Source organism: Mycobacterium sp., assembly GCF_035314665.1.
GTDB lineage: Bacteria > Actinomycetota > Actinomycetes > Mycobacteriales > Mycobacteriaceae > Mycobacterium.
Map to the genome: position 1 here is coordinate 1 of NZ_DATFZD010000413.1, position 22,739 is coordinate 22,739.

Here is a 22,739-nt window from a genome sequence, read left to right on the forward strand (position 1 = left end):
CGGGTGGCCCAGATCCGCGCCGAGATCGAGAACAGCGACTCCGACTACGACCGCGAGAAGCTGCAGGAGCGCCTGGCCAAGCTGGCCGGCGGTGTTGCGGTGATCAAGGCCGGAGCTGCCACCGAGGTGGAGCTCAAGGAGCGCAAGCACCGCATCGAGGACGCGGTGCGAAACGCCAAGGCCGCCGTCGAGGAGGGCATCGTCGCCGGTGGCGGCGTGGCGCTGCTGCAGGCGGCCCCGGCCCTCGACGAGCTCAAGCTCACGGGCGACGAGGCCACCGGTGTCAACATCGTCCGGGTGGCGCTGGAGGCCCCGCTGAAGCAGATCGCCTTCAACTCCGGGCTGGAGCCCGGCGTGGTCGCCGAGAAGGTGCGCAACGCGAAGGCCGGCACCGGCCTGAACGCCGCCACCAATGAGTATGAGGACCTGCTGAAGGCCGGCGTTGCCGACCCGGTCAAGGTGACCCGTTCGGCGCTGCAGAACGCGGCGTCCATCGCGGGGCTGTTCCTGACGACCGAGGCCGTCGTCGCCGACAAGCCGGAGAAGGCCGCGGCTCCCGCCGGCGACCCGACCGGTGGCATGGGCGGTATGGACTTCTAAGTCCACAGGCAACGAAAAGCCCGGTCCCTCCGTGGGGCCGGGCTTTTCGCTTTGCTGGACGGCTGATCTACTAAAGGTTCGAGCAGTCGGGGACGAAGGGGACAAACCCAATGACAACATCCGCAATTGGCTTACGGCGCAGATTGTTTAGCGTAGTTCCCGTCGGTGTTCTCTGCGCTGTGGCCGTGTTCATCTCGCCGACGGCGGGTGCTGATCCCGCGCCCTGCTCGGCCAGCGGGCTCGCCGCCACCTCCAGCGGAGTGCTGAATGCGGCAAGCGGATACCTAGACAGCCACCCGGATGCCAACAATGTGCTGACCGCTGCGGTCAGCCAACCGCCGGCGGACGCACGGTCGTTAGTGCGGGGCTATTTTCTCGCCCACCCCGGTGAGGCTCTCGAACTGCGCAACATCGCGAAGCCGCTGCTCGACCTGCGTGGTCAATGCAATACGGCGGTGACGCCGGACCAGCTGGCCGCACTTTTCGACGCGCTGTCCGGCTAAGACGGCACGCACGATCTGCCCCCTCTGAGCGACAATTCGGCCTGACGTCACCGACAATCGCTCAGGCGGGCACATCGGCTCCCTCAGCGCCCGCGGACACTGATGTGGCAGATATGACGCCGCAGCGGTCTCAGGCAACTCCGGCGGCCGCGACCGCGTGTGCGGTGCTGAACCGCAGGGCGGGGTCCTGCACCGGGCCCTTGCGCAGCCGCGCCTGGTCTGCCCGGAAGTTCATCTCCACCGTCCACGGGCCGGTCGTCCCCTGCTGCGGGAACAGGTCGATCGAGCGCAGGATGTAGCCCGCCGGGAAGTCGAGGAACGGGCGCTTCTCGATCGTCGGGTCGTCGCAGACCGGGACGACAGTGGTGTATCCGTGCCGATCCATGTAGGCCATTAGCCGGCACAGGTGTTCACAGATCAGGTCCACCTTCAGCGTCCACGACGAGTTGGTATAGCCGAACGCGAACGCGAAGTTCGGGATGCCCGACACCATGAAGCTCTTGTAGGCCAGGCACTCATGCGGATCCTTCGCCTCTCCGTCGACGGAGATCTGCATGCCGCCGAGCGGAAGCAGTTTCAGGCCGGTCGCCGTGACGATGATGTCGGCGTTCAATTCCCGGCCCGACTCCAGCTTGATGCCGGTCTTGGTGAAGCGCGCGATCTTGTCGGTGACCACCGAGGCTTTCCCGCGACAGATCGCCTTGAACAGATCGTTGTCAGGCACCACGCACAGCCGCTGGTCCCACGGCTTGTAAGTGGGGTTGAAGTGAGTGTCCAGGTCGTAACCCTTGGGCAGGGCCCAGGCGTTGAGGCCGCGGATGAGGCGCCGTATCACCTTGGGGTGACGCTGGCCCATGGTGTAGATCAGCCGCTGCCGAGCCTTGTTGACCTCGCGGGTGATCCGGTAGGCGGTCTTGTCCGGCAACACTTTTCGCAGGCCGTTGGCGATCGGGTCCTTGCGCGGCAGGGGCATCACGTAGGTGGGTGACCGCTGCAGCATCGTGATGTGCGCGGTGTCGTCGGCCATGGCCGGGATCAGGGTGACCGCGGTGGCCCCGCTGCCGATGACGACAACCTCCTTGCCCCGGTAATCCAGGCCCTCAGGCCAGAACTGCGGGTGCACGATCACGCCTTCGAAGTCCTCCTGGCCCTCGAAGTGCGGGTTGTGCGCGGCGGCATAGTCGTAGTAGCCGGTCGCGCCGAACAGCCAGTCGCAGGTGACCTCCCACTGCTTTCCGTCGCGCTCCAGCACGACGGTCCACTGCGCGGTCTCGCTGCAGAAGTCGGCCTCGATCACCTTGTGCTGCAGGTAGATCCGTCTGGCCAGGTCGTCCTCTTCGATGACCTCATGCAGGTATTCGAGAATCTCGTGCGCATCGGCGATGGCGTTGTCGCTGGTCCACGGCTTGAACTCGTAGCCGAAGGTGTGCAGGTCGGAGTCCGACCGGATGCCCGGGTACCGGAACAGATCCCAGGTGCCGCCGATCGCGTCACGGCTGTCCATGATGGCAAACGTGCGGCCGGGCTGCATGGCGACCAAGTAGTGGCCGAGGCCGATCCCGGATATTCCGGCGCCGACGATGAGCACGTCGACGTGCCCGGTGAATGACTTTTGCGGGCGGACCTGGTTGATCGTATCGACGGACATATGTACTCCCGACGCGTGCGAAGAATTAGAACACGATTAATGTTATAGTTTACCGGACGGCTGTCAAGGGCCTTTTGTCACACGTAGAAGAAAAGAGGGAGCGATGACCGTCGCACCTGTTCAGCGGCGCGCGCCGGTACAAGCGCGCAGCCGGCAGACAGTCACCCGCATCCTCGACGCCGCCGCGGCGATCGCCGACGAACAGGGCGTCGAAGCGGCCACCACCCGCGCAATCGCCGATCGTGCCGGCGTCTCTTACCCCTCGCTGTACCGGTTCTTCGCCGACCGGGAGGCCATCCTCGGTGAACTGCTCGAGCGGCAGTGCGCCGACCTCGACGCCCGGTGCGTGGCTGCGGAGAAGACCTGGCGGGTCACCTCGGTCGCCGAGCTGCTCGACAACGAGATCGACCTGCACGTGCACTACTACGGCGAGCACCCGAGCACCGCGCGGATGTGGATGGGCGGGCGCACCTCGCCGGCGGTCACCGGCTATGTCCGGGCCCGCATGCAGACCCTGGCCGACCGGATGCACACGATCCTGGTCGACTCCGGACTGATCCCGGCTGCGACCGACCCGCGAACCATGCTGGTGGCCGTCGAAATGGCCGACCGCGTGCTGGAACTGTCTTATCGCGGCGGGAACGGTTTCGACGAGGAGATCCTCGCCATCGGTCGGCGCGCGCTCATTGCTTTCGGCGAAGAGCTTTCCCGGCCCGCCCCCTAGGCGGGCACTGGCTGGCGACCGCGGATCAGCTTGCCCGGCCGAGCGTCGGTGGGCACGCCGTTCTCGGCGATCACCTCGCCGGAGACGATCGTTGCCACATAGCCGTCGGCAGTCTGGTCGAGCCGGCGCCCGCCGGCGGGCAGGTCGTGGGTGATCACCGGCTTGTGCACCTGCAGCGCCGCATGGTCGATGACGTTGAGATCGGCTTTGTAGCCCACCGCGATGCGGCCCCGGTCGCCCAACCCGGCGATGCGGGCCGGCACCGAAGTGAGCTCGCGCACGGCCGCCGGCACCGTGAATCGCCCGGACTTGCGGTCGCGCGCCCAATGCGCCAGGAAGTACGTCGAATAGCTGGCGTCGCAGATCATCCCGTAGTGCGCGCCGCCGTCGCCGAGCCCGAGCACGACGTCGTCGCGGTGCAGCAGCTCGCCGACGGTGTCCAGCGAGTTGTTCTCCAGGTTGCTGGTGGCGACCAGCAGCATGGCGCGACCGTCGTCGTCGAGCAGCCGGTCGTAGGCCTCTTCCATCGGGTTCACCCCGCGGGCCCGGGCCCGGGCCCGGATGCTGGTCGACGGGTCGGGTTCGTAGTCGGGGGTGTCGCCCAGCGGGAAGATCCAGTCCCACATCTGCGTCACGATGAGGATCGGGTGCCCCACGCCGGGCTTGTCGGCCAGGATGCGGGCGCGGACCTCGGGTTTGCGCATCTCCGCCACGCGCTCGGCCAGCGGCAGCGCAGCGATCTCCTGGTAGCTGGGGTAGAGCACAAACGGGTTCGCGGAGAGTTGCAGCCCCATGATCAAGCCGATCGGCCGCGGGAGCAGCTGCGCGGTGACGTCGCCGCCGGCGGCATTGGATTTCTCGATCATGTTGATGGCGTCCGGCCAGGTCGGGTCGCCGGCGTTGGCGACGACGAGGGTGAAGGTGACCGGCAGCCCGACGTCCTCGGCGACGTCGAATACCGTTTGCAGCACGGATTGGTAGCCGCCGGCCGGAATGTCGGGCACGAATTGCAGCAGACCGCCGCCGCCGTCGACCACGCCTCGCGCGATCTCTTCGATCTCCTCGCGGGCGGCGTCGTAGCTCGGTATCGGTGAACCGCTCTCAGTCTTGTGGATGGTGAACCGCGACGTCGCGAAGCCCAGCGCGCCGGCCTGAATCGCCTCGGTGGCCAGCGCGCGCATCTTGGCCAGGTCGTCGGGGTTGGCGGGTTCGCGGTCGGCGCCGCGCTGACCCATCACATAGACGCGCAGCGGCGAATGCGGCAGGTAGGCGGCCACGTCGATATCGCGCTTGCCCGAGTCCAGCGCGTCCAGGTATTCCGGAAAGGTCTCCCAGGTCCACGGCAGGCCGTCGGTCATGACGACGCCAGGGATGTCCTCGACGCCGGCCATCACGTCGACGAGGACGTCGTGGTCTTCTTGGCGGCACGGCGCAAAGCCGACGCCGCAGTTGCCCATCACCACCGTCGTCACCCCGTGCGCCGACGACGGAGTCAGACGCTCCGACCAGATGGATTGGCCGTCGTAGTGGGTGTGCAGATCGACAAAGCCTGGGGTGACCAGCAGGCCCGTCGCGTCGATCTCCCGCTTCGCGCCGTCGCCATTCACAGAGCCGACAGCCGCTATGACGTCGTCGCGGACCGCGACGTCTCCGATGTACGGTTCACCGCCGAGGCCGTCGATGATGGTGCCGTTGCGGATGATGAGGTCGTAGGTCATCTAAATAGTCTCCTATTTCAGCCGATTTACCTGGTCAAACAGGTTCGGGGTGTCCAAAGGTGCCATGAAAGTAGCTCCAATGAGCTGGGAAAACGGATCGCCGTGTGTCCATTGGACACACTCACCTTGGCCCATGATCAGCGCCCACCATTGAAGGGTAGCCCCGCGAATGCCAGCTCGGAACCGTGGCCGCTGCAGGTGGAATGACACCAGTGTGATTCAGGCGTACTCTGGAAATCTTCGGCCGGTGCCGATCACCGGGTGGAGTACCAGGAAGAGCAAGACATGCAGATCGAGCAGTTGTTCGTGGAGACGTTAGTCGACATAGACCAGAGGCTGTCCAGCAATCCCAGCGAATACGACCTGATCAAGGTCGCCGGTTTGCTGCGGCCGATTTTGCTGGAGAAGCTTCTGGACGACGCGAGCGCGGCGGTATCCATGGATGTGAAGTTCCGCGTCGTGAAGGCGGGACCGCCACCAATCTCACCAGAGCTGCAGAAGGAACTGGATGCCCGCTGGGCGCAGATCCACGCCACCAACCCCGAGATCAAACGGGTGACCATCGCCGCCGCGATGCGGGCGGACCTGCTGAACGGTGAGCTGGGCCCGACGAGCCAATCGGGCGACCAGGTGGTCGAACTTGGGCGCAAGGATTTCCTGAACCACGCGGGCATCCTGACCTACAACGACTTCCAGTACACCGTGGAGCACATCCTGCGGGTAGCGGCTAACAGCTTGGGTGGAATCCACTGGGGTCCGGAGAACTGGGATGAGCGTTCCGAGGAGCTGCGGAAGTACATGGAGGGGTCGGTGTTGTTCGGCAGGCCGATGCCAGCCGCGATGATGGCCCTCATCGCACGGTGCACGTTGCGCACCTGCAAGCCGGTGGCCGACGAGCTGACGCGGCGCGGCCTCTACTCCCCTGCGTCTAGTGAGTGGGTCTGGTCAGCGGACGGCCATTGCAGTGTGAGACGCCCAGAGGCGTCCTGAGCGCCGCGCCGACATTTGGCACAACTGGCACAGCGCCCCCGCATAGCGAAAGCCCCCGTGCCTCGTCGTAATAACGGCGCCGGGGGTCGTTTTGATCAGTGGTAGGGAACGTCCACGCAGTACGCAACAAAGGCCGACGAGAAGATTCGGCTAGCCACATCGAGCGGGTAGCCACCGCTTCGCATGAGGTCGCGAACCACGTTGGCGGATTTTCGATGGCCGTCCGTGGGTTAGGTCGTGACTTACGTCCCTGGGGTGTCAAAGTCGTCGCTGATCGGCCACCCGGCTGCCTCAAGCCGACGCCTGACGCGATCTGCGTCGGCTGGTGTTGGCATTTCGTGGGTGATTTTGGAAATGGCGACGCGAATGTCAGTTCCGTCAATCGGCATGTGGCCGTCCGCTGCTAGCTCGCTGGCGAGTGCGACCACCTCGTCTCCGACAGCCTGCGCGGCAACAGCGCGAGCAACGGCACATAGTCGGTGGTCGGTACGCCATCTGGGTAGCCAGCACGCAGAAATCCGATCACCTTCGACAACATGCCCGAAAGTGTCATGTGAGACCTCGTTGCTTCGGTCGAGCCGACCCATGCCAGCCAAGTATCCGTCGGATCGCAATTTCGTGCTGGTCAGACGTTTGTAGCCGCAGCACGCTACGCCGAATCAAGCCCCAATGCTCAGAATCTCAAGCCGAAGCCTCAAGGCGTCCCGCATCCGATCAATCCTGCGAACGTCCCTCTCAAGTGCTCGGATAGTCCGTTGCGTACGGCGGCTAACTCTCGCGTCGTCGCCTATACGGTCCATCTTGGACACCTGCGCGGATAGACCGTCGATCCGCTGGTCCAGCTTCGCCCGATGACAGCCAAGCAGCTCGTCGAAGTAACGAGCCTGCTCGCGGTCAGCGGCGGACATCGGTCCGTGACGTCGGCTTCGCACGACGACACGTTAACCAAAGGGAAACCGATGGTGAACCAATAAAACGATGGTGAGCAAAACTCAGCCTGGCAACCGTCGCGCCGACCATCCAAACCTAGCGCGATCACCACCTCTACGCCGATTGTCATCCCCAGGCAAGGGACATTTACGGCGCGTCCATCGACGGCCTTGCGGGTCCGCAACGGTCTAGGGTGGGGCGTGCGCACCGCCTTTCACGAACGACTTGAGGCGCTGACCGCCGCGCTAGGGGAGATGTGCGGACTGGCCGGGACCGCGATGGAACGCGCCACCCAAGCGTTGTTGCAGGCGGACCTGTTGCTTGCCGAGCAGGTAATCATCGAGCACGAACAGCTGGTCGCGATGGCAGCAGATGCCGAGGACGCCGCGTTTGTGCTCCTGGCGTTGCAGGCACCCGTCGCGGGCGACCTGCGTTCGGTCGTCGGCTCGCTACAGAATGTCGCCGACGCGGAGAGGATGGGCGCACTCGCGCTGCACGTCGCCAAGATTGCCCGACGCCGCCACCCCGGCCACGCGCTACCCGAGGAAGTGAAAGGCTACTTCGCCGAGATGGGCCGCATCGCGGTCGAACTCGGCAACAGCGCAAGGGATGTGGTGCTGTCAGGCGATCCCGAGAAGGCCGCAGAGATTGATCGCGAAGATGATGCGATGGACGATCTGCACCGTCATCTATTCAGTGTGCTGATGAACAGGGAGTGGAAGCACGCCGTCGCATCGGCTGTCGATGTCACGCTGTTGGGCAGGTTCTATGAGCGATTCGCCGACCATGCGGTCGAGATCGGTCGCCGCGTCGTCTTCCAGGTCACCGGACGGGTACCGGACGGGTAGCCAACGGCGAGGTGGTTCAGCGTCAATGTGCCGACGTACACAATCCGGCGATGGGACTTACGACTCCCCCACAACCTGCACTGCCACGTCGGCAATGGGGACGCCGATGCTCACCGCGATGTGTTCGCGAGCCGTCATCTCAGCTTCCTCGCGGCGACTGACCTTGGCCAGAACATCGATCTCGGGAATGCGAATCATCCACAGCGAGCCGTAGCGGGAGACGTCAATATCAAAGCAAACATTGTGGCTCGACCTCGATCGCTTGCGCGGAAAGAATCTGCGATCAAGCGCCTGGTGGAGGCAGTGCAGCCGGAACTGTTCCCTTCGCTTTTCCAAAAGTTGCCGACGCAGGCGCAGTATCTTCCGCTGTTCGCGGGTCTGCGCTAGCGCCACACAACAGTTACGTATCTCATCCTCAACGTGTGCCCGCTGCTCACCCAGTAGCGCCTTGTAGTACTCAGCTTGACGCAACTCCGCAACCGGCACCATCGCAACGACTTGGGCAGTACCTCTCCCCACCTGCACGACGTTATCGGAGATGAACCCCACCATGACTTGGGGTTGACCGAATGAGGACGACTACCGCGCCAGCACATCTATGAGCGACTGCGCCCAGCCCGGATTGTTCGAAACTTTAGTTGTGAGACGAGCGCGGCGAGTATTCACAGAGCCAAATGAAGTGCCACGTCGCGCTGTCTCAGAAGTAGCCTCAAAAGAGTTGTCGCATAACTTGTAGTTCTGCGATTTTTGAGACATACTCTTCGCATGACCGCAACCCCCGTCCCCACAGGTGTTCAACTCGGCTACGCGAGGGTGAGCACCGGCCATCAGTCGCTCGACCAACAACTTGATGCGCTCACCGCAGCCGGTGTGGCCCCGAAGCGGGTCTACCGCGACAAGCTGTCCGGCACTTCGACCCGTGAGCAGCGGCCCGGCCTGGCCGCGGTACTTGATTACGCCCGGCCTGGCGATGCCATCGTCGTCGTCGGCATCGACCGTTTGGGCCGCAACGCCGCCGAAGTCATGACGACGATTCGTGAGCTGCGCGACCGAGAGATTGTGTTGCGCTCGCTGCGCGAAGGCATCGACACCTCAAACGCCACTGGCCGTATGGTCGCGGGCGTGCTGGCCAGCCTTGCCGAACTTGAACTTGAACTCGGCCGCGAACGGCGTAGTGCGGCGCGGGAAGCGCGTCGGGCACGCGGCCAGCACATCGGACGACCCAAGGCGCTCGATGTGAAGAAAGCCGGTCTGGCGCAGCGGATGCACGCTAATGGCGAATCGGCGAGCACGATTGCCAACACCCTCGGCGTGAGCCGGGCGACGGTGTACCGGGTCTTGGCCGAACAGACTGCTGAAGGCGATTGAGAACATGTTGCGCCGCCCTGGCGTTGGACACGCGACTGGCGCAACTCAACCAAGCTGTTCGAGTTCTGTTCGGGCCTGGTCGATTTGGTCGTATGCGTAGGTCGCCATCTCGGCGGTGGTCATCATCTCACCCTTGCGGGCGAGGCATTCGTAGGTCTGGTCGCCGAGGACTTCGCTGAGGTGGGTGATCGCGGTGCTGAACTCTGGCATGGCGGAAGCGACAGGGAAGGTGGCGGCAAACCCGGCGATGGTGGCCGCTGGCTCGTATCGTCCGAGCCGGTCGAAAACCACGGCAAGCAACATTAGCGGGGCGCGGATCATATAGGTGTTGCCCGAGTCGTGATAGTTGCCGATCGCCACGGTGACGTAATTGAAGAGGGCCAGCGGCTCACCACCATGTCGCGCCTCAACTACGCACAGGTTGGTCGCCAGGTGTGACACCATGGCGCGGTTTCCGCTCTCTTGGGCGATCACCAGGCCACGGCGCAGGGCAGCGAGCGAGCGGACAAGGTCGGTGTCGTGCACGGCCCAGCCGTAGCCCTGAAGCGCATATGCAAGCACAGACGGGTTGCCGGTCGCTTCAGCGGCATCGATCAAACCGTTCGCGGCCGTCATCGCCTCGTCAAAGCAACCAGCAGCATTCAGTCCCATGACAAGTGACGCCGTGGTGTACGGGTGGGTATCCAGACCGTGCGCCAGTTGAGCGCGACACAACCGAACCCACCGTTCCGGCTGGCCGACAGCAACATAGGCAGCGCCAACGATTCCTCCGGTGCCCCACGGGACGTGGTAACTTCCACCGCTGATCGCCCTCTGGGCGGCCTCGGTGTAGCGAATAGCCGGATCGATCCGTCCGGCCATGTAGCAGTTCGACGCCATGACATACAGGGCTGCTAGCCGGGGATGGTTGGCAGCTCGGGCTGGCTCGACAAGCTCTTCGGCCCACGCGATCGGTTCGTAATTCTCTATCAGATAGGCCACCCACGCCGCGTAGGTGGCGATGGTGGCGGCCACGTCGAGGTCGCCATGGTTGGCGGCCCACCGAAACGCGGTGCGCAGATTGGCCAGCTCGACAGTGAACCAGTCGTAAGCCTCGCGTTGACGGGGGCTGTCCCACAGGGCCAGGATGTCGGCTTCGCGTCCGGCGAAGTACCGCGAGTGGGCGGTCCGCGCCTCGTCCGCCACACCGCTGGCGACGAGTTGCTCCTCGGCGAACTGGCGGATCGTCTCCAGCATTGAAAACCGGGTCCGCCCCGAAGACCTGTCGGCGACCAGCAGCGACTTGCGCACCAGCGCATCCAGCAGATCCAGGGTGGCGAAGTCATCATCGGAACCCGCCACGGCGCAGGCACTTTCGAGGTCGAATCCCCCGGCGAACACCGAACACCGCTCCAGCAGCGGTTTCTCCGCGTCATCGAGCAGGTCGTAGGACCACGCGACGGCGTGGCGCAGCGTTTGGTGGCGTGACAGGCCGCGCCGGGAGCCGACCAGCAGCCGCAACCGGTGATCGAGCCGATCACGCACCTCGCTGGCGGTCATCGATGCCATCCGCGAGGCCGCCAGCTCGATGGCTAACGGGATGCCGTCGAGTCTGCGGCAGATTTCCACCACAGCGTCCGCCTCGCCGGGCTGGGCCAGCGAGAAGTCCGACACCACACTTTGGGCACGGTCAACGAAAAGGTTCACGGCGGCGGATTCGGTTCCGGAGTTGACGTCGAGCGACGGGACACGCCACAACTGTTCTTCGCTGACCCCCAATCCTTCGCGGCTGGTCGCCAGAATCTTGACGGTCGCCGAGGCGGCCAGGATCGCCTCGACCAGATCCGCGACACTGTCGACAACGTGCTCGCAGTTGTCGAACACCAGCAGCCGCGACCGGCCCTCCAGCGCGGCGGCCACCGACTCGCTCACGCTCTTCCCGGGCTGTTGGGTGATGCCCAACACCGCCGCGACGGCGTCGGGTACCGCCGCGGGGTCGGTGACTGCGGCCAGCTCGAAAAACCAGACCCCGTCCGGGAATTCATCGCCCAGCCGCGCCGCGACCTCCACCGCCAGTCGGGTCTTGCCGACCCCACCCACCCCGGTCAGCGTGACCAACCGATGAGCCTTCACCGCGGCCTGCAGCTCGGCGACCTCCGACTCACGCCCGATGAAGCTGGTGGTCGCAGCCCGCAGGTTCCCCGGACTCGCATCCAGCGCCCGCAACGGCGGAAACTCCGTGTGCAGGCCCGCCGCTCGGACCTGGAACACCCCCACCGCGGTGGGCAGATCCCGCAACCGCCGCGGCCCCAAATCCACCAGATCAACTCCGCTGAGCAGACCCGCGGTCGACTCGGCCAACAGGATCTGCCCGCCGTGCCCGGCGGCCATCACCCGCGCCGCGCGATTGAGCACCGCACCGAAGTAATCGCCCTCCCGCAACTCGGCCTCGCCGGTTGCCAATCCCATTCGCACCGGCAATCCCAGCGCCCGCTGCGCGGCGACGGCGGCATCCACCGCCGAGCGCGGCGAGGCGAACGCGGCACACACACCATCGCCGGTGTGCTTGAACAACCAGCCCCCGTGCGTCTCGATCGCGGTGCGCAACACCGTGTCGTGGGCGGCTAGCGCCGCCCGCATTCCATCCGCGTCTTTCTCCCACCGACGGGTCGAACCCTCGACGTCGGTGAACAGAAACGTCACCACCCCCGAAGGAGCAGCCGCCGCAGCAGCGGACACCCCCGCAGAATCTCACAACCGACACGCTCCCACCTCGGACATCGGCGGAATCCGCCCCCAGAGACCGGCAGGGGAGGCCGGCGCGGCGCGCTACCCGTTGAGCGGATCGCAGCGGCGATATGGCACATGCTGGCTGGCCAGCGGTGACACGATAGTGACGTGAGCGATGCTCATGACGGTAGTGCGGCAATATCCACGGCGACGACATGACTGCCGCAGGTTTGGCGTGCGGGTCGTGTGGTACGGAGCTGCCGCCGGACTCACGGTTCTGCAACAAGTGCGGCTCGCCCGTTGCCGAGCCGGGCACACACGCCGAGTACAAGCAGGTCACGGTGCTGTTCGCCGATGTTGTTCACTCAATGGACATCGCCGCGGCGGTCGGTGCCGAGCGGCTGCGTGAGATCATGACCGACCTGATCGACCGTGCTTCGGCCGTAGTACAGCGTTACGGCGGCACGGTGGACAAGTTCACCGGTGACGGGATCATGGCGGTGTTCGGTGCGCCAGTGGCGTTGGAAGACCACGCTATTCGTGCCTGTCTGGCGGCCTTGGGCCTTCAGGAGGAGACGAAGCGGCTAGCCGTCAACGTCCGTGAGCGCGACGATGTGGACTTGCAGTTGCGCGTGGGACTTAACTCCGGTCAGGTAATCGCTGGTGAAATCGGTTCGGGTCCTTTCGGTTATACCGCTGTGGGTGAGCAGGTTGGTTTGGCGCAGCGGATGGAATCGGTCGCACCACCGGGCGCGGTGATGCTCAGCGAATCCACCGCGCGGCTGGTCGAGGGTGCGGCGACTCTCGGCGAATCTGAGCTGGTTCAGATCAAGGGTGCCGACGCGCCGTTACCCGCCCATCGGTTGCTGGCCATGGGCGAAGGGCATCGCGCCGGCGGGCGTGCGGAGTCGACGCTGGTGGGTCGACGGTGGGAGATGTCGGCCGTGGAAGCCTTGCTGGACCGCGCCATCGATGGCCATGGCGCGGTGGTCGGCGTGGTGGGCTCACCGGGCATCGGCAAGAGCCGCCTGGTGCGCGAGGTCACCGCAATGGCAGCGGCCACGGGTATCGAGGTGTTCACTGCCTTCTGCGAATCGCACGCCAGTGACATCCCGTTTTACGCCGTTTCGCGGTTGCTGCGTGCCGCCGCCAGGGTGGCTGATCTGGACGCCTCGGCTGCCCGCGCGGTGGTGCGGGCCGAAGTCCCCGATGCCGACCCCGAGGACGTGTTGCTCTTCGATGACCTGGTGGGCATCGCTGATCCCGAGGTGGAGCTGCCCAAGATCGACCCGGATGCGCGGCGGCGGCGGTTGACGGCACTGGTCAATGCGACGTCGCTGGCCCGAAAAGCCCCGTTGGTCTACGTCATTGAGGACCTGCACTGGATCGATGAGGTCAGCGAGTCGATGCTGGCCGAGTTCCTCACGGTGATCCCGCAGACGCACTCACTGGTGCTGATCAGCTACCGCCCCGAATATCGAGGCGCGTTGAGCCGGGTGCCCGGTGCGCCGAGCATCGCCCTGGCGCCGCTGAGCGATTCAGAGACCGCAGCGTTGGTCTCGGGGCTGCTCGGGGCGCACCCCTCGGTCGCTGGGTTGGCCACCATGATCGCCGAAAGGGCCGCGGGTAATCCATTTTTCGCCGAGGAGATAGTCCGTGAGCTGGCCGAGCGTGGTGTGCTGCGCGGCAACCGCGGTACCTACATGTCGATGGCCGATGTGGCTGAGGTCAGCATGCCCGCCACTGTGCAGGCCACCATCGCCGCGCGCATCGACCGCCTCGACCCGACAGCCAAGCGCACGTTAAGCGCGGCGGCAGTGGTTGGCTCGCGGTTCAGCCAGGGCGTGCTGGAAACGCTGGGCATTGATCCTGTCCTTGAGGACCTGGTGGCAACCGAGCTCATTGATCAGGTGAGGTTCACCGGGCAACCCGAGTTTGTGTTTCACCATCCGCTGATCCGCACGGTGGCCTACGAGTCGCAGCTCAAGTCGGATCGCGCCGAGCTGCACCGGCGTGTGGCGGCCGCGATCGAATCACGTGACCCGGCAGAGGTCGAGGAGAATGCTGCGCTGATTGCCGAACATCTGCAGGCCGCCGGTGACTTGCACGCCGCCTACGGCTGGCACATGCGCGCCGCAACGTGGGCGACCAACCGCGATATCGCCGCGGCGCGACTGAGTTGGGAGCGCGCCCAACAGATCGCCGACGCACTACCCGCCGAGGACCCAAACCGGGCAGCAATGTGCATCGCTCCGCGCACCATGTTGTGCGGAATCGCCTTTCGAGTCCAGGAACATGTGGCCGGGGCCCGCTTTGAGGAATTGCGGGAGTTGTGCACCGCCGTCGGGGACAAGGCGTCACTGGCCATCGCGATGGCGGGGCTGGTGATGGATCACGCGTATCGGGACCGGATGCGCGAGGCGTCGCAGCTGGCATCGGAAGCCTGGACCCTCGCCGAGTCCATCGGCGATCCAACCTTGACGGTGGGCCTGTCCCTGCCGGTGATCTACGCCAAGCTTGAGAGCGCCGAGTATTCTGACGTGCTGCGCTGGTCACAGCGGGTCATCGACCTGGCCGACGGTGACCCCTCCAAAGGCGACTTCCTTTTCGGGTCTCCGCTAGCACTCGCCTTTGCGAGCCGGGGTAATGCCCGTTATTGCCTGGGTCGTCCCGGATGGGCAGACGACCTGCGGCACGGCCTGGCCATGGCCCGCACCGCCGACCCCATGTCCTACGCCACGGTCATCACCTACGTCTACGTCGCGGGGATACCGATGGGCGTGCTGAGGCCCGACGATCGCGCGATGCGCGAGAGCCAGGATGCCCTACGGATTGCCGAACAATCCGGTGATGACCTCGCGTTAGCCATCGGCCGGATGACGCTGGGCGTTGCGCTGGTGCAGCGCCCAACGGACGCGGAGCGTGACCGCGGACAAAAACTGCTGGCCGAGGTCAGCGACGTGCTCCTACGCCAGGGGTATCTCCTGGGCCTTTTACCGATCGTCAACGTGTGCGTGGCGCGTGAGAGGGCCCGGCGTGGAGATCACGACGACGCCCTACCGCTCATCCGCGCCACCGTCGACCATCTGTTCCGCGAGGGACGGCTGTTGACGTGGGGCGTTCCAGCAACGGGTGTTCTGGTGGAGACGCTGCTTGATCGCGGGACCGACGGTGACGTGGCCGAAGCCCAGGCCGCGATCGAGCGGTTAGCGGCCGCGCCCGCCGATGAGGGTCTGGTTGTGCGCGACATCTGGCTGTTGCGGCTGCGAGCTCTACTGGCGCGGGCACGTGGTGACGAAGCCGCCTACCGCGACTTCAGGGATCGCTACCGCGACATGACGAAAACGCTTGGCTTCGAGGGGCATATCGAGTGGGCCGAGGCGATGCCATGACCGCGGTGGTCCTGTATCCCTCGAATGCGTAAGCCGGTTGCGAACCGACCTCCATTGACGGCGAGCTAATGAGCAAGGAGCAGTAACCCGAAGCGATACGTGTATCGCTAGCCGTGCCAGTTGTGCCACACATCCGAAGTGGCACAGCGGCAGGGTAAGGGTCGGCACGTCCATCTCGCTCAGGATCGTGTATCGACGTGGCGGCTACGCCGAGCCTCCGGCAGCAAATCTTCCTGTGCCCCAAGGCTTCTCCGATCCTTCACAATGGCTCGCTCGCCAGGGGGTCACCCCCTTGGGCGACCATGGGCGGACACCCCGAGCAAATCGGCGTCTCTCTCCCCGGCGAAAATCCGGTCGACCATGCAAATGCAAATTCACTGATAGACTGGAGATGCCCAGGTCAGAGGGGTGACGGGGTCGCATTCGGCCCGCACGACCGTGGGGTTGTCCAGCGGTACGCGGAACATGTGCCCCTCGCTGGTCCGAATCAGGGCTTCGTTGCCGCTGGTGTACCGGATGAACCAGCCGTGCACCCGGATGCCAAAGCGGGTCAGCCATGTCACGCAATCGCCGTGGCCGAGTTGGTCTGTCACTATCATTTGTGCGTCCTCTCTAGACAGCTTTCAGCGTGCCGCGAGCGCACTGCCATATCGACGCGTGACACCGCCAACTACTGCCACGAAAAGAATGACCCGGTAGTTCATTGGGCTATTCCGTACTTAGCCTGTCGAAGGAGAATCATGGCTCTATGCAAGGAAGGTTGCGGGCGGATCACCCGCTCACGCGGCTGGTGCAGCTCGCACTATCGCCTCTGGCGGGCTGGCAAGCCGCTCGACACCCCGATTCGGGGCTACCAGCGATACGAAGAAGGCCCAGACGGGAAGGTCATCTTCGTCCAGGCCCCTACGCCGTCTCCCAAGCGCAAGCGTAAGAAGCCGTTTGAGGCGGAACTCGCTCTACTACGCGAGCTCGGCCTCCGTTAGACCGCCCGTTGTGCCAGTTGTGCCACAACTCCCGATGCGGCACAACTGCCACAGGCGTATCTCAGCCCCTGTATTTCGCAGCTGCTTCTCAAAGCAAACGCGAACACGTACAACGTGTTTCGAGAACGGTGGATTCTCTTGTCAGCTCACACAACAAAGCCTGACGGTGCGGTCACGCCCGAGTTCTCTTGATCGCGTCCCTGTCTCGGTGTCTCATCTTCTGCGGCCGTCTGTATCGGCTCAATTGCCTGCCCGCCCACACCCCTAAAGGGGTGTGTGTCGGGGCAGTCAACGGGTGGTTGGGCAGCGTGTGATGGAAAGCGTGGTTGACCTGCGGAAATAGCCTACTCATCGGAAAGTGCCGGGATGTCCGGGTGGCCATTGAGTTTGGAAACATGCTCTGACCTGGGCGGGCAGTTATGCGGCATTTCGGGCAGTTCCAGTCTGGGCAGCTTTGCGTTGGCGGAGAGCTTTTTCGAGGACAGACTTCGGCCAGTGCCTGTTATGGACTGCCAACTCACGCTCCGCTGCCGGTCGACCGCCCGTGAATCCAATGCTGTCAAGAAAGGTGATGCACTCTCGGACGGGGTCCACCTCGATGGTGTGCCGTAGGGGTGTGCCACCTCGGCGGATTTTCAGCGTCTCAGTGTCGTGCAGCGTTCGGCATTTGTCCCGCTTCAGAGTGATCAGGTCACCGTTGCAGCCCTGGATCCACTGCAGATCGACGTTATCCCGCTTTGCGGATGAGCCACGGGCACCTTTACTGGAGTCATGCCCCTGGTGGTCCAAGATGATTGCGGCACAGTTGTTCTGGCGCAGCGGAATCAGCGAGTACCTGTACAGGTCCTGCCAAGTGTCAGACTTCGACTCTTCGCCCGCAACGAGTTTCGAGATCGTATCAAAGATGACCAGGTCCGGTGAGTGCCTACCAGCCATTGCTTCGATGAACTTTCCGCCCGCCTTGGTGTCCAGAGCGGGCATGTCCGCCATGTGGTAATAAGTCAGCCTCTCCAAGCTGTTGTCTTCGTAGCCGAGGGTGGTACGGCGTGCGTACACGTCGCCGATCGGGTTTTCCATGTCGATGTACAGAACTGACATCGCTTCGGCTGTCGGATGCCCCAGGACGGATTGCCCTGCAGCCATGGCCATTGCGATGTCGAACATGAGCAGGGACTTACCGGTTCCGCCTTGGCCAACCAGCGAGACAATCTGGCCAGCATTGACGATGGCGGGGATGACCGTCTTCGCGGTGTTGGTGGGTGGATTCATCCAATCCAGTGGAGCCAGCGCGTCCAAGGTGCTTTCGTCGGTAATGGTCTTCAGTCCTCTCTGAAGTCCTGTGCTTGTTGCACGCGGATAGCTAAAGTCGAAGGCAAGGCAGGATGTACGGCCTTCTGTCGGCCCGGTGTACGCCAAGGATGGGAAGGCCAGTAGGGGGACGCGTAGCGCCCCCCTACCAGTCCTCAGCTCAGATGTTGCTGGCGCTCGTCCCGCCGTGCCACTTGATGGGTTCGCGAATGTGGGGCTTGCTCACAGGCTGCTGCCTTGAATGCGCTCCAGTTCGTCTGATGCTCTGGAGAGCGTTGCTGCAAGCGTCAGTGCCTCATCCACCGTTAGGCCGCAAGTGTGGCCATTTAGGCAGATCCACATGTCGATGGACCCGTCTGAGAATTGGGAGCCGGCTATGTTGACTTCTACCGGATCAGGTGCGCTTGTATCGACCGTCCACGTTCCGGCTCCGAAGTACCGTATCCAGTACCGGTGGCCGCGGCTCCCCTTGAAGCACTCCCACTCCCCGGTCCATGCCGCTTCGGGTGGTTCCGGGATGTGTGGGGGTCCGCTCACTGCACGCAACCCCCGGCTCTCTTCGCCTTGTGTGTTTGAACCCAGGTGGGACATTGTTCCGCTCCTATCTTGTCATCGCGATCAGCCCAGCCAGTCATCGACGCGTGAAAACCCTTCTCGCAGAGAGATCTAAACGGATGTCATGCTTCGATCGAATCTGTCGTGGCTGTCGTTGTCTTGCCAACGGCCTTCACTTTAGGCAGACCAGTTTCACGTAAACGGGCGAAAACTACGGGCGGCGAAAAGATTCCGGCAGACCGTCGAACGGATCGTGGTGACATGTAGGGCATGACCGCAGCAACCATCCCGACGCGCAAGCAGATCACGGCCTTGGCCTCGCACCCGTTTCACGCCCTTGTCGGCATGATTCTTTAGAAGCGTGACCGCAGCGACCACCGACACGGCAGCCCGATTACGGCCCTGAACTGCAACCAGTTTCACGCCCGCAGCGGCGTGCTTCTCTAATAGCCGTGACCGCAGCACCCGTCGAAGCGCCCCGGCTGTACAGCGTTGCCGAAGTCTGCGAACTGCTCCAATGCGACAGCGAAGACTGGCTACGTGACCGCGTGCGCTCCGGCGCGTTTCCCGCCCGTCGCGTCTGCCGTCACCTACGTTTCTCCGTGGACGATATCGAGAACATCATCAGGGCGTGCGCGGTCGCCAGGGACGACGACCTACCTGTGCCCAACTCACGCCAGCGCCGCAAGGATGCGCTCGTCAGCGTCCCCGGCAACGTGCGCGTAGGTTGACAGCGTGATCGACACGTTCGAGTGCCCCAGGCGCTTTGAGGCGGCAACAATCGGTATCCCTGCGTCGATCAACCGGGAGGCGTGGGTGTGGCGGAGATCGTGCAGCGCAGGCCGACGGTGCTTCGGTAGCCCGCTTTTGACCATCGCCGGAATCCACACGTTCTTGCGGAAGCTGTCCGCGTTGATCGCTCCGCCCGTGTCGTTGGTGAACACGAACGTGCCCCATAGGTCCAGCTCGGCCAGCACCTCACGCGACACCGCTATCGTCCGCTCACTGGCTGCGGTCTTGGCGGCTCCCAGCTCGAATGGGCGGTTACCGTCGGCGTCGGCTCGCCTGCTGTAGGACTTGCTGAATGTCACCGTCCCGTCACCAATGTCGGCTGGGGTGAGCGCCAACGCTTCTCCGATGCGGCATCCGGTAGCCAGCAGGAACTCGATCAGCACGCGGTGCCGCTCGGGGACGGCTGCCAACACTAGGGCCGTTTCCTCGCGTGACAGGAACACCGCTTGCTTGCCCGGTTGACGGCGGGGGAGGCGCACCCCTGAGCCGCCCGAGCGTGACGCTTTCCGCGCCGGATTGATCGTCAGCTCGCCCCGATCAATAGCGGCTGACAGTGACGCCTTGAGAACCATGTGTGCCTGCTGGATCGACCGGCCCGCGATGGTCAGACCGTTAAGCCACGACTGCACGTCATCGACTGTCAGGTCGGCGATAGGGACATCACCCAGCACGGGGTTGATGGTGCGCCGCGCAATGATGCGGTACTTGTTCACGGTATCGAGTGATGGGCGACTGGCGGCGTAGCGTTCCAGCGTGGCAGCCACGGTCGGCGAGGTCGGTGCTACCGGCTGCGGCGCGGTCCGGCCGACACGTTCCAGCGCGTCGGCCACCCCGAGCGCGTCAATCAGCTTGACGAACTTCTCGGCGCTGCGGCCGTCGGGGAACGTGAGCGCCCCGGCGGTGCCGTCGGGATGGCGGTAGCGGACCTTGTGTCCATCGGGGAATCGCTTGCTTGCCTGGGGTGCGATGGATGCCATGACCGGGGACGATACACGACCGCTGTGTCCAGTGCTGTGTCTAACTTCGATACACCGCAGTTCAGAGGCCATCAACGTACCCCTAAATAATCTACGACCGAGCCGCGCGATGATGCCAGGAGCAGTTCGTGCGCGCCGACGACGATGCGGAGCAAAGCGATGAGGAGGAGCGGCGCTGATGCTGGACCATTTCGCAATCAACTGCCTCGACTACCCCAGATCGCAGCAGTTTTACGACGCTGTGCTGGGCGTGCTGGGTTATTCGCGGCAGGCGGATTTCGGGGATGCCATCGGCTATGGCCGTGACGGCAAGCCCGCCTTCTGGATCGCCGAAGGCGCCGGCATGGGTCCCAACCGGGAAGTGCATCTCGCCTTCGCCGCGGCCGACCACGACGCGGTGCGGGCGTTCCATCAAGCCGCCGTCGAGTTAGGCGCCGAGTCGCTGCACGCGCCGCGGCTTTGGCCGGAATATCACCCCGGCTACTTCGGCGCCTTCGTCCGTGACTCCGACGGCAACAACGTCGAGGCGGTCTGCCACGCGTAGGGTCGCCGAGTATGGAGAGTCCGGATGCCGCCGCCCGGGAGTTGCTGCGTGACGCGTTCACTCGGTTGATCGAACACGTCGACGAGCTCACCGACGGACTCACCGACGAACGGGCCAACTACCGGCCGAGCCCCGAGGCCAACAGCATCGCGTGGCTGATCTGGCACAGCGCGCGGGTGCAGGACATCCAGCTGGCCCCGATCGCGGGCATCGAGCAGGTGTGGATCCAGGACGGGTGGGTCGACCGCTTCGGGTTGGACCTGCCGCGCAACGACACCGGCTATGGCCACGGTCCCGGACAGGTGACCAAGGTAACGGCATCGATCGACCTGCTGGCCGGCTACTACCACGCCGTGCACAAGGTGACGCTGGAATTCGTCGCGGACGTCACTGCCGAGGACTTGGCCCGCGTCGTGGACCGCAACTGGGATCCGCCGGTGACCGCGAGTGCCCGGTTGGTCAGCATCATCGACGACTGTGCCCAGCACCTCGGCCAAGCTGCCTACCTGCTCGGCATCGTGCCCTAGCCTTTGAAACTTGACACCTGTCGAGGGCGCTGTGCTCTTGATCACACGGCGCGATTACCATGGCCGCTATGACTGCGACCACACCCCATGACACGGCTGTCACCAGCGCTCCTGAGTTTTCCGGCACCGGCACCATCCTGAATCCGGCTACCGGTGCAGTCGCCGGGAAGGTGCACTGGACCGACCCGGCCGATGTGCCCAGGATCGCCGCCGGACTCCGTGCGGCCCAACGCGAATGGGAACAGCGTGGCCCCGCCGGGCGCGCCAAGGTGCTGGCTCGTTTCGCGGTGTGGCTGGGCGAGCACCGCGGCGAGATCGAAGAGCTGCTGATCAAGGAAACCGGCAAATCCGCGGTGGACGCGGCACAAGAGGTGCCGCTGTTGATCATGATCCTGTCGTACTACATCAAGACGATGGAGAAGGCGCTCGCGCCCGAGCGCCGGCCGGCGGCGCTGCCGTTCATGGCGATCAAGAAGATCACCGTCCATTACCGGCCGCGGCCCGTCGTGGGCATCATCGCGCCGTGGAACTACCCGGTGGCCAACGCGCTGATGGATGGCATCGGCGCGCTGGCCGCGGGGTGTTCGGTGCTGCTGAAGCCGTCCGAGCGCACCCCGCTGACCGCCGAGGTGCTGCGGCGCGGCTGGCTGGAGTCCGGAGCGCCCGACGTGCTTGCGGTGGCGCAGGGCGCCCGCGAGGTCTCCGAAGCCGTCGTCGACCACGTCGACTTCGTCCAGTTCACCGGCTCGTGTGCAACCGGAAGCAAGGTCATGGAGCGCGCCGCCCGTCGATTGACGCCGGTCAGCCTGGAGTTGGGCGGCAAGGACCCGATGATCGTTCTCGAGGACGCCGACGTCGATCTGGCCGCGCACGCCGCGGTGTGGGGCGCGATGTTCAACGCCGGGCAGACCTGCGTCTCGGTGGAGCGGGTCTATGTCCTCGAGCAGGTGTACGACCAGTTCGTCAAGGCCGTGGTCCGTGACGTGCAGGCGCTGCGGGTCGGTGCCGGCGAGGGACACGATTTCGGGGCGCTGATCGACGAGCAGCAGCTGGCGGTCACCGAGCGGCACGTCCGCGACGCGGTGGCGGCCGGTGCGCGCGCATTGACAGGTGGCCAGCGCACGAACACGTCGGGCAGCTTCTACCCGCCCACGGTGCTGGTCGACGTGGACCACTCGATGGCGTGCATGACGGAGGAAACCTTCGGTCCCACACTGCCGATCATGAAGGTCGGTTCGGCGGACGAAGCGATCCGACTGGCCAACGACAGCGAATACGGGTTGAGTGCCTCGGTGTTCTCTGGTGATTTTGAGCAGGCGAAAGAGGTTGCGCTGCAGCTTGATTGCGGCGCGGTGAACATCAACGACGTGATCACCAACCTGATGTGCACAACGGCGCCGATGGGCGGCTGGAAGACGTCGGGCATCGGGGCGCGGTTCGGCGGCGCCGACGGGCTGCGCAAGTTCTGTCGCATCGAGACCGTCGTCGGGCCGCGCACCAACGTCGGCGCGGGCCAAAACTATTACCACAACTCGCTGAAAGCGCTGAAGCGCATCAACCGGATGATGGCCCGGATGGCGCTGGCACGTCCGCGTCGCGTCGCCAAATAGCCTCGTAGGCTTG

The 22,739-nt window shown here is 64.5% G+C and carries 18 protein-coding genes and 1 pseudogene; 11 read left to right on the top strand and 8 right to left on the bottom strand.

Translation table 11 applies throughout. The annotated features are described in order from the left end of the window. Positions 1–600: TCP-1/cpn60 chaperonin family protein (locus VKI00_RS29565; protein WP_324444569.1), on the top strand; the 600-nt coding region annotated here is incomplete at its 5' end. Between the two features lie 179 nt (positions 601–779). After that, positions 780–1,103: a heme-binding protein gene (locus VKI00_RS29570; RefSeq protein WP_324444570.1), complete on the top strand. Its 324-nt coding sequence runs from the start codon at positions 780–782 to the stop codon at positions 1,101–1,103. 130 nt (positions 1,104–1,233) lie between these two features. Here VKI00_RS29570 and VKI00_RS29575 read toward each other — a convergent pair whose 3' ends face one another. Further along, positions 1,234–2,751, bottom strand: a complete 1,518-nt coding sequence (locus VKI00_RS29575) for an NAD(P)/FAD-dependent oxidoreductase (RefSeq protein ID WP_324444571.1) — start codon at positions 2,749–2,751, stop codon at positions 1,234–1,236. A gap of 103 nt (positions 2,752–2,854) precedes the next feature. Between VKI00_RS29575 and VKI00_RS29580 the strand changes: the two genes are divergently transcribed. After that, positions 2,855–3,475, top strand: a complete 621-nt coding sequence (locus tag VKI00_RS29580; RefSeq protein WP_324444574.1) for a TetR/AcrR family transcriptional regulator — start codon at positions 2,855–2,857, stop codon at positions 3,473–3,475. Here VKI00_RS29580 and VKI00_RS29585 read toward each other — a convergent pair. Then, positions 3,472–5,193, bottom strand: a complete 1,722-nt coding sequence (locus VKI00_RS29585; protein ID WP_324444576.1) for an N-acyl-D-amino-acid deacylase family protein — start codon at positions 5,191–5,193, stop codon at positions 3,472–3,474. The two genes, VKI00_RS29580 and VKI00_RS29585, sit on opposite strands and share 4 nt — an antisense overlap. 261 nt (positions 5,194–5,454) lie before the next feature. On the opposite strand from VKI00_RS29585, the gene VKI00_RS29590 reads away from it, so the two are divergent. Beyond that, positions 5,455–6,183 (top strand): hypothetical protein, encoded by a 729-nt coding sequence (locus tag VKI00_RS29590; protein ID WP_324444578.1) that lies wholly within the window; start codon positions 5,455–5,457, stop codon positions 6,181–6,183. 242 nt (positions 6,184–6,425) lie between these two features. Here the strand turns inward: VKI00_RS29590 and VKI00_RS29595 are convergent. Further along, a pseudogene (locus tag VKI00_RS29595) lies at positions 6,426–6,736 on the bottom strand (DUF3349 domain-containing protein). A gap of 577 nt (positions 6,737–7,313) precedes the next feature. Here VKI00_RS29595 and phoU point away from each other — a divergent pair. After that, positions 7,314–7,961 carry a phosphate signaling complex protein PhoU gene (gene phoU / locus VKI00_RS29600; protein ID WP_324444580.1) on the top strand — a complete coding sequence of 216 codons (648 nt, stop codon included), beginning with the start codon at positions 7,314–7,316 and terminating at the stop codon, positions 7,959–7,961. Positions 7,962–8,018: 57 nt separating this feature from the next. On the opposite strand, the gene VKI00_RS29605 is transcribed toward phoU, so the two are convergent. Then, positions 8,019–8,513 carry a hypothetical protein gene (locus VKI00_RS29605; RefSeq protein ID WP_324444582.1) on the bottom strand — a complete coding sequence of 165 codons (495 nt, stop codon included), beginning with the start codon at positions 8,511–8,513 and terminating at the stop codon, positions 8,019–8,021. Positions 8,514–8,726: 213 nt separating this feature from the next. Here VKI00_RS29605 and VKI00_RS29610 point away from each other — a divergent pair, with 213 nt between their 5' ends. Next, complete coding sequence (locus VKI00_RS29610) at positions 8,727–9,329, top strand: recombinase family protein (protein WP_324444584.1); 603 nt, start codon at positions 8,727–8,729, stop codon at positions 9,327–9,329. 45 nt (positions 9,330–9,374) lie between these two features. Here the strand turns inward: VKI00_RS29610 and VKI00_RS29615 are convergent, their stop codons facing one another. Continuing rightward, on the bottom strand, positions 9,375–12,047 hold the full coding sequence (locus VKI00_RS29615; protein ID WP_324444586.1) for an ATP-binding protein: 2,673 nt from the start codon (positions 12,045–12,047) through the stop codon (positions 9,375–9,377). 206 nt (positions 12,048–12,253) lie between these two features. Between VKI00_RS29615 and VKI00_RS29620 the strand changes: the two genes are divergently transcribed. Further along, positions 12,254–15,430 carry an ATP-binding protein gene (locus VKI00_RS29620; protein WP_324444588.1) on the top strand — a complete coding sequence of 1,059 codons (3,177 nt, stop codon included), beginning with the start codon at positions 12,254–12,256 and terminating at the stop codon, positions 15,428–15,430. A gap of 374 nt (positions 15,431–15,804) precedes the next feature. Here VKI00_RS29620 and VKI00_RS29625 read toward each other — a convergent pair whose 3' ends face one another. Next, on the bottom strand, positions 15,805–16,029 hold the full coding sequence (locus VKI00_RS29625) for a hypothetical protein (protein ID WP_324444590.1): 225 nt from the start codon (positions 16,027–16,029) through the stop codon (positions 15,805–15,807). Between the two features lie 801 nt (positions 16,030–16,830). Then, a complete protein-coding gene (locus tag VKI00_RS29630) occupies positions 16,831–17,829 on the bottom strand; it encodes an AAA family ATPase (RefSeq protein ID WP_324444592.1) in 999 nt (332 codons plus the stop codon). 899 nt (positions 17,830–18,728) lie between these two features. Between VKI00_RS29630 and VKI00_RS33915 the strand changes: the two genes are divergently transcribed. Continuing rightward, positions 18,729–19,007, top strand: coding sequence for a helix-turn-helix domain-containing protein (locus tag VKI00_RS33915; RefSeq protein ID WP_414687331.1), 279 nt, complete (start codon positions 18,729–18,731; stop codon positions 19,005–19,007). Here VKI00_RS33915 and VKI00_RS29635 read toward each other — a convergent pair. Beyond that, positions 18,948–20,045 (bottom strand): tyrosine-type recombinase/integrase, encoded by a 1,098-nt coding sequence (locus VKI00_RS29635; RefSeq protein ID WP_324444594.1) that lies wholly within the window; start codon positions 20,043–20,045, stop codon positions 18,948–18,950. The two genes, VKI00_RS33915 and VKI00_RS29635, sit on opposite strands and share 60 nt — an antisense overlap. A gap of 178 nt (positions 20,046–20,223) precedes the next feature. On the opposite strand from VKI00_RS29635, the gene VKI00_RS29640 reads away from it, so the two are divergent. The 3 genes from VKI00_RS29640 (at position 20,224) to VKI00_RS29650 (ending at position 22,726) form a co-directional block, all read left to right on the top strand. Next, a complete protein-coding gene (locus VKI00_RS29640) occupies positions 20,224–20,589 on the top strand; it encodes a VOC family protein (protein ID WP_324444596.1) in 366 nt (121 codons plus the stop codon). An 11-nt stretch (positions 20,590–20,600) separates the two neighbouring features. Beyond that, positions 20,601–21,116, top strand: coding sequence for a mycothiol transferase (locus VKI00_RS29645; protein ID WP_324444598.1), 516 nt, complete (start codon positions 20,601–20,603; stop codon positions 21,114–21,116). 68 nt (positions 21,117–21,184) lie between these two features. Next, positions 21,185–22,726: an aldehyde dehydrogenase family protein gene (locus tag VKI00_RS29650; RefSeq protein ID WP_324444600.1), complete on the top strand. Its 1,542-nt coding sequence runs from the start codon at positions 21,185–21,187 to the stop codon at positions 22,724–22,726. Positions 22,727–22,739: the final 13 nt, after the last annotated feature.

Excerpts from the sequence above, each read along its gene's own strand:
- VKI00_RS29575 (WP_324444571.1), bottom strand. The coding sequence starts at position 2,751 with ATGTCCGTCGATACGATCAACCAGGTCCGCCCGCAAAAGTCATTCACC.
- VKI00_RS29605 (WP_324444582.1), bottom strand. The coding sequence starts at position 8,513 with ATGGTGGGGTTCATCTCCGATAACGTCGTGCAGGTGGGGAGAGGTACT.
- VKI00_RS29585 (WP_324444576.1), bottom strand. The coding sequence starts at position 5,193 with ATGACCTACGACCTCATCATCCGCAACGGCACCATCATCGACGGCCTC.
- VKI00_RS29640 (WP_324444596.1), top strand. The coding sequence starts at position 20,224 with ATGCTGGACCATTTCGCAATCAACTGCCTCGACTACCCCAGATCGCAG.
- VKI00_RS29580 (WP_324444574.1), top strand. The coding sequence starts at position 2,855 with ATGACCGTCGCACCTGTTCAGCGGCGCGCGCCGGTACAAGCGCGCAGC.
- VKI00_RS29635 (WP_324444594.1), bottom strand. The coding sequence starts at position 20,045 with ATGGCATCCATCGCACCCCAGGCAAGCAAGCGATTCCCCGATGGACAC.
- VKI00_RS29610 (WP_324444584.1), top strand. The coding sequence starts at position 8,727 with ATGACCGCAACCCCCGTCCCCACAGGTGTTCAACTCGGCTACGCGAGG.
- VKI00_RS29645 (WP_324444598.1), top strand. The coding sequence starts at position 20,601 with ATGGAGAGTCCGGATGCCGCCGCCCGGGAGTTGCTGCGTGACGCGTTC.
- VKI00_RS29620 (WP_324444588.1), top strand. The coding sequence starts at position 12,254 with ATGACTGCCGCAGGTTTGGCGTGCGGGTCGTGTGGTACGGAGCTGCCG.
- VKI00_RS29650 (WP_324444600.1), top strand. The coding sequence starts at position 21,185 with ATGACTGCGACCACACCCCATGACACGGCTGTCACCAGCGCTCCTGAG.
- VKI00_RS29625 (WP_324444590.1), bottom strand. The coding sequence starts at position 16,029 with ATGATAGTGACAGACCAACTCGGCCACGGCGATTGCGTGACATGGCTG.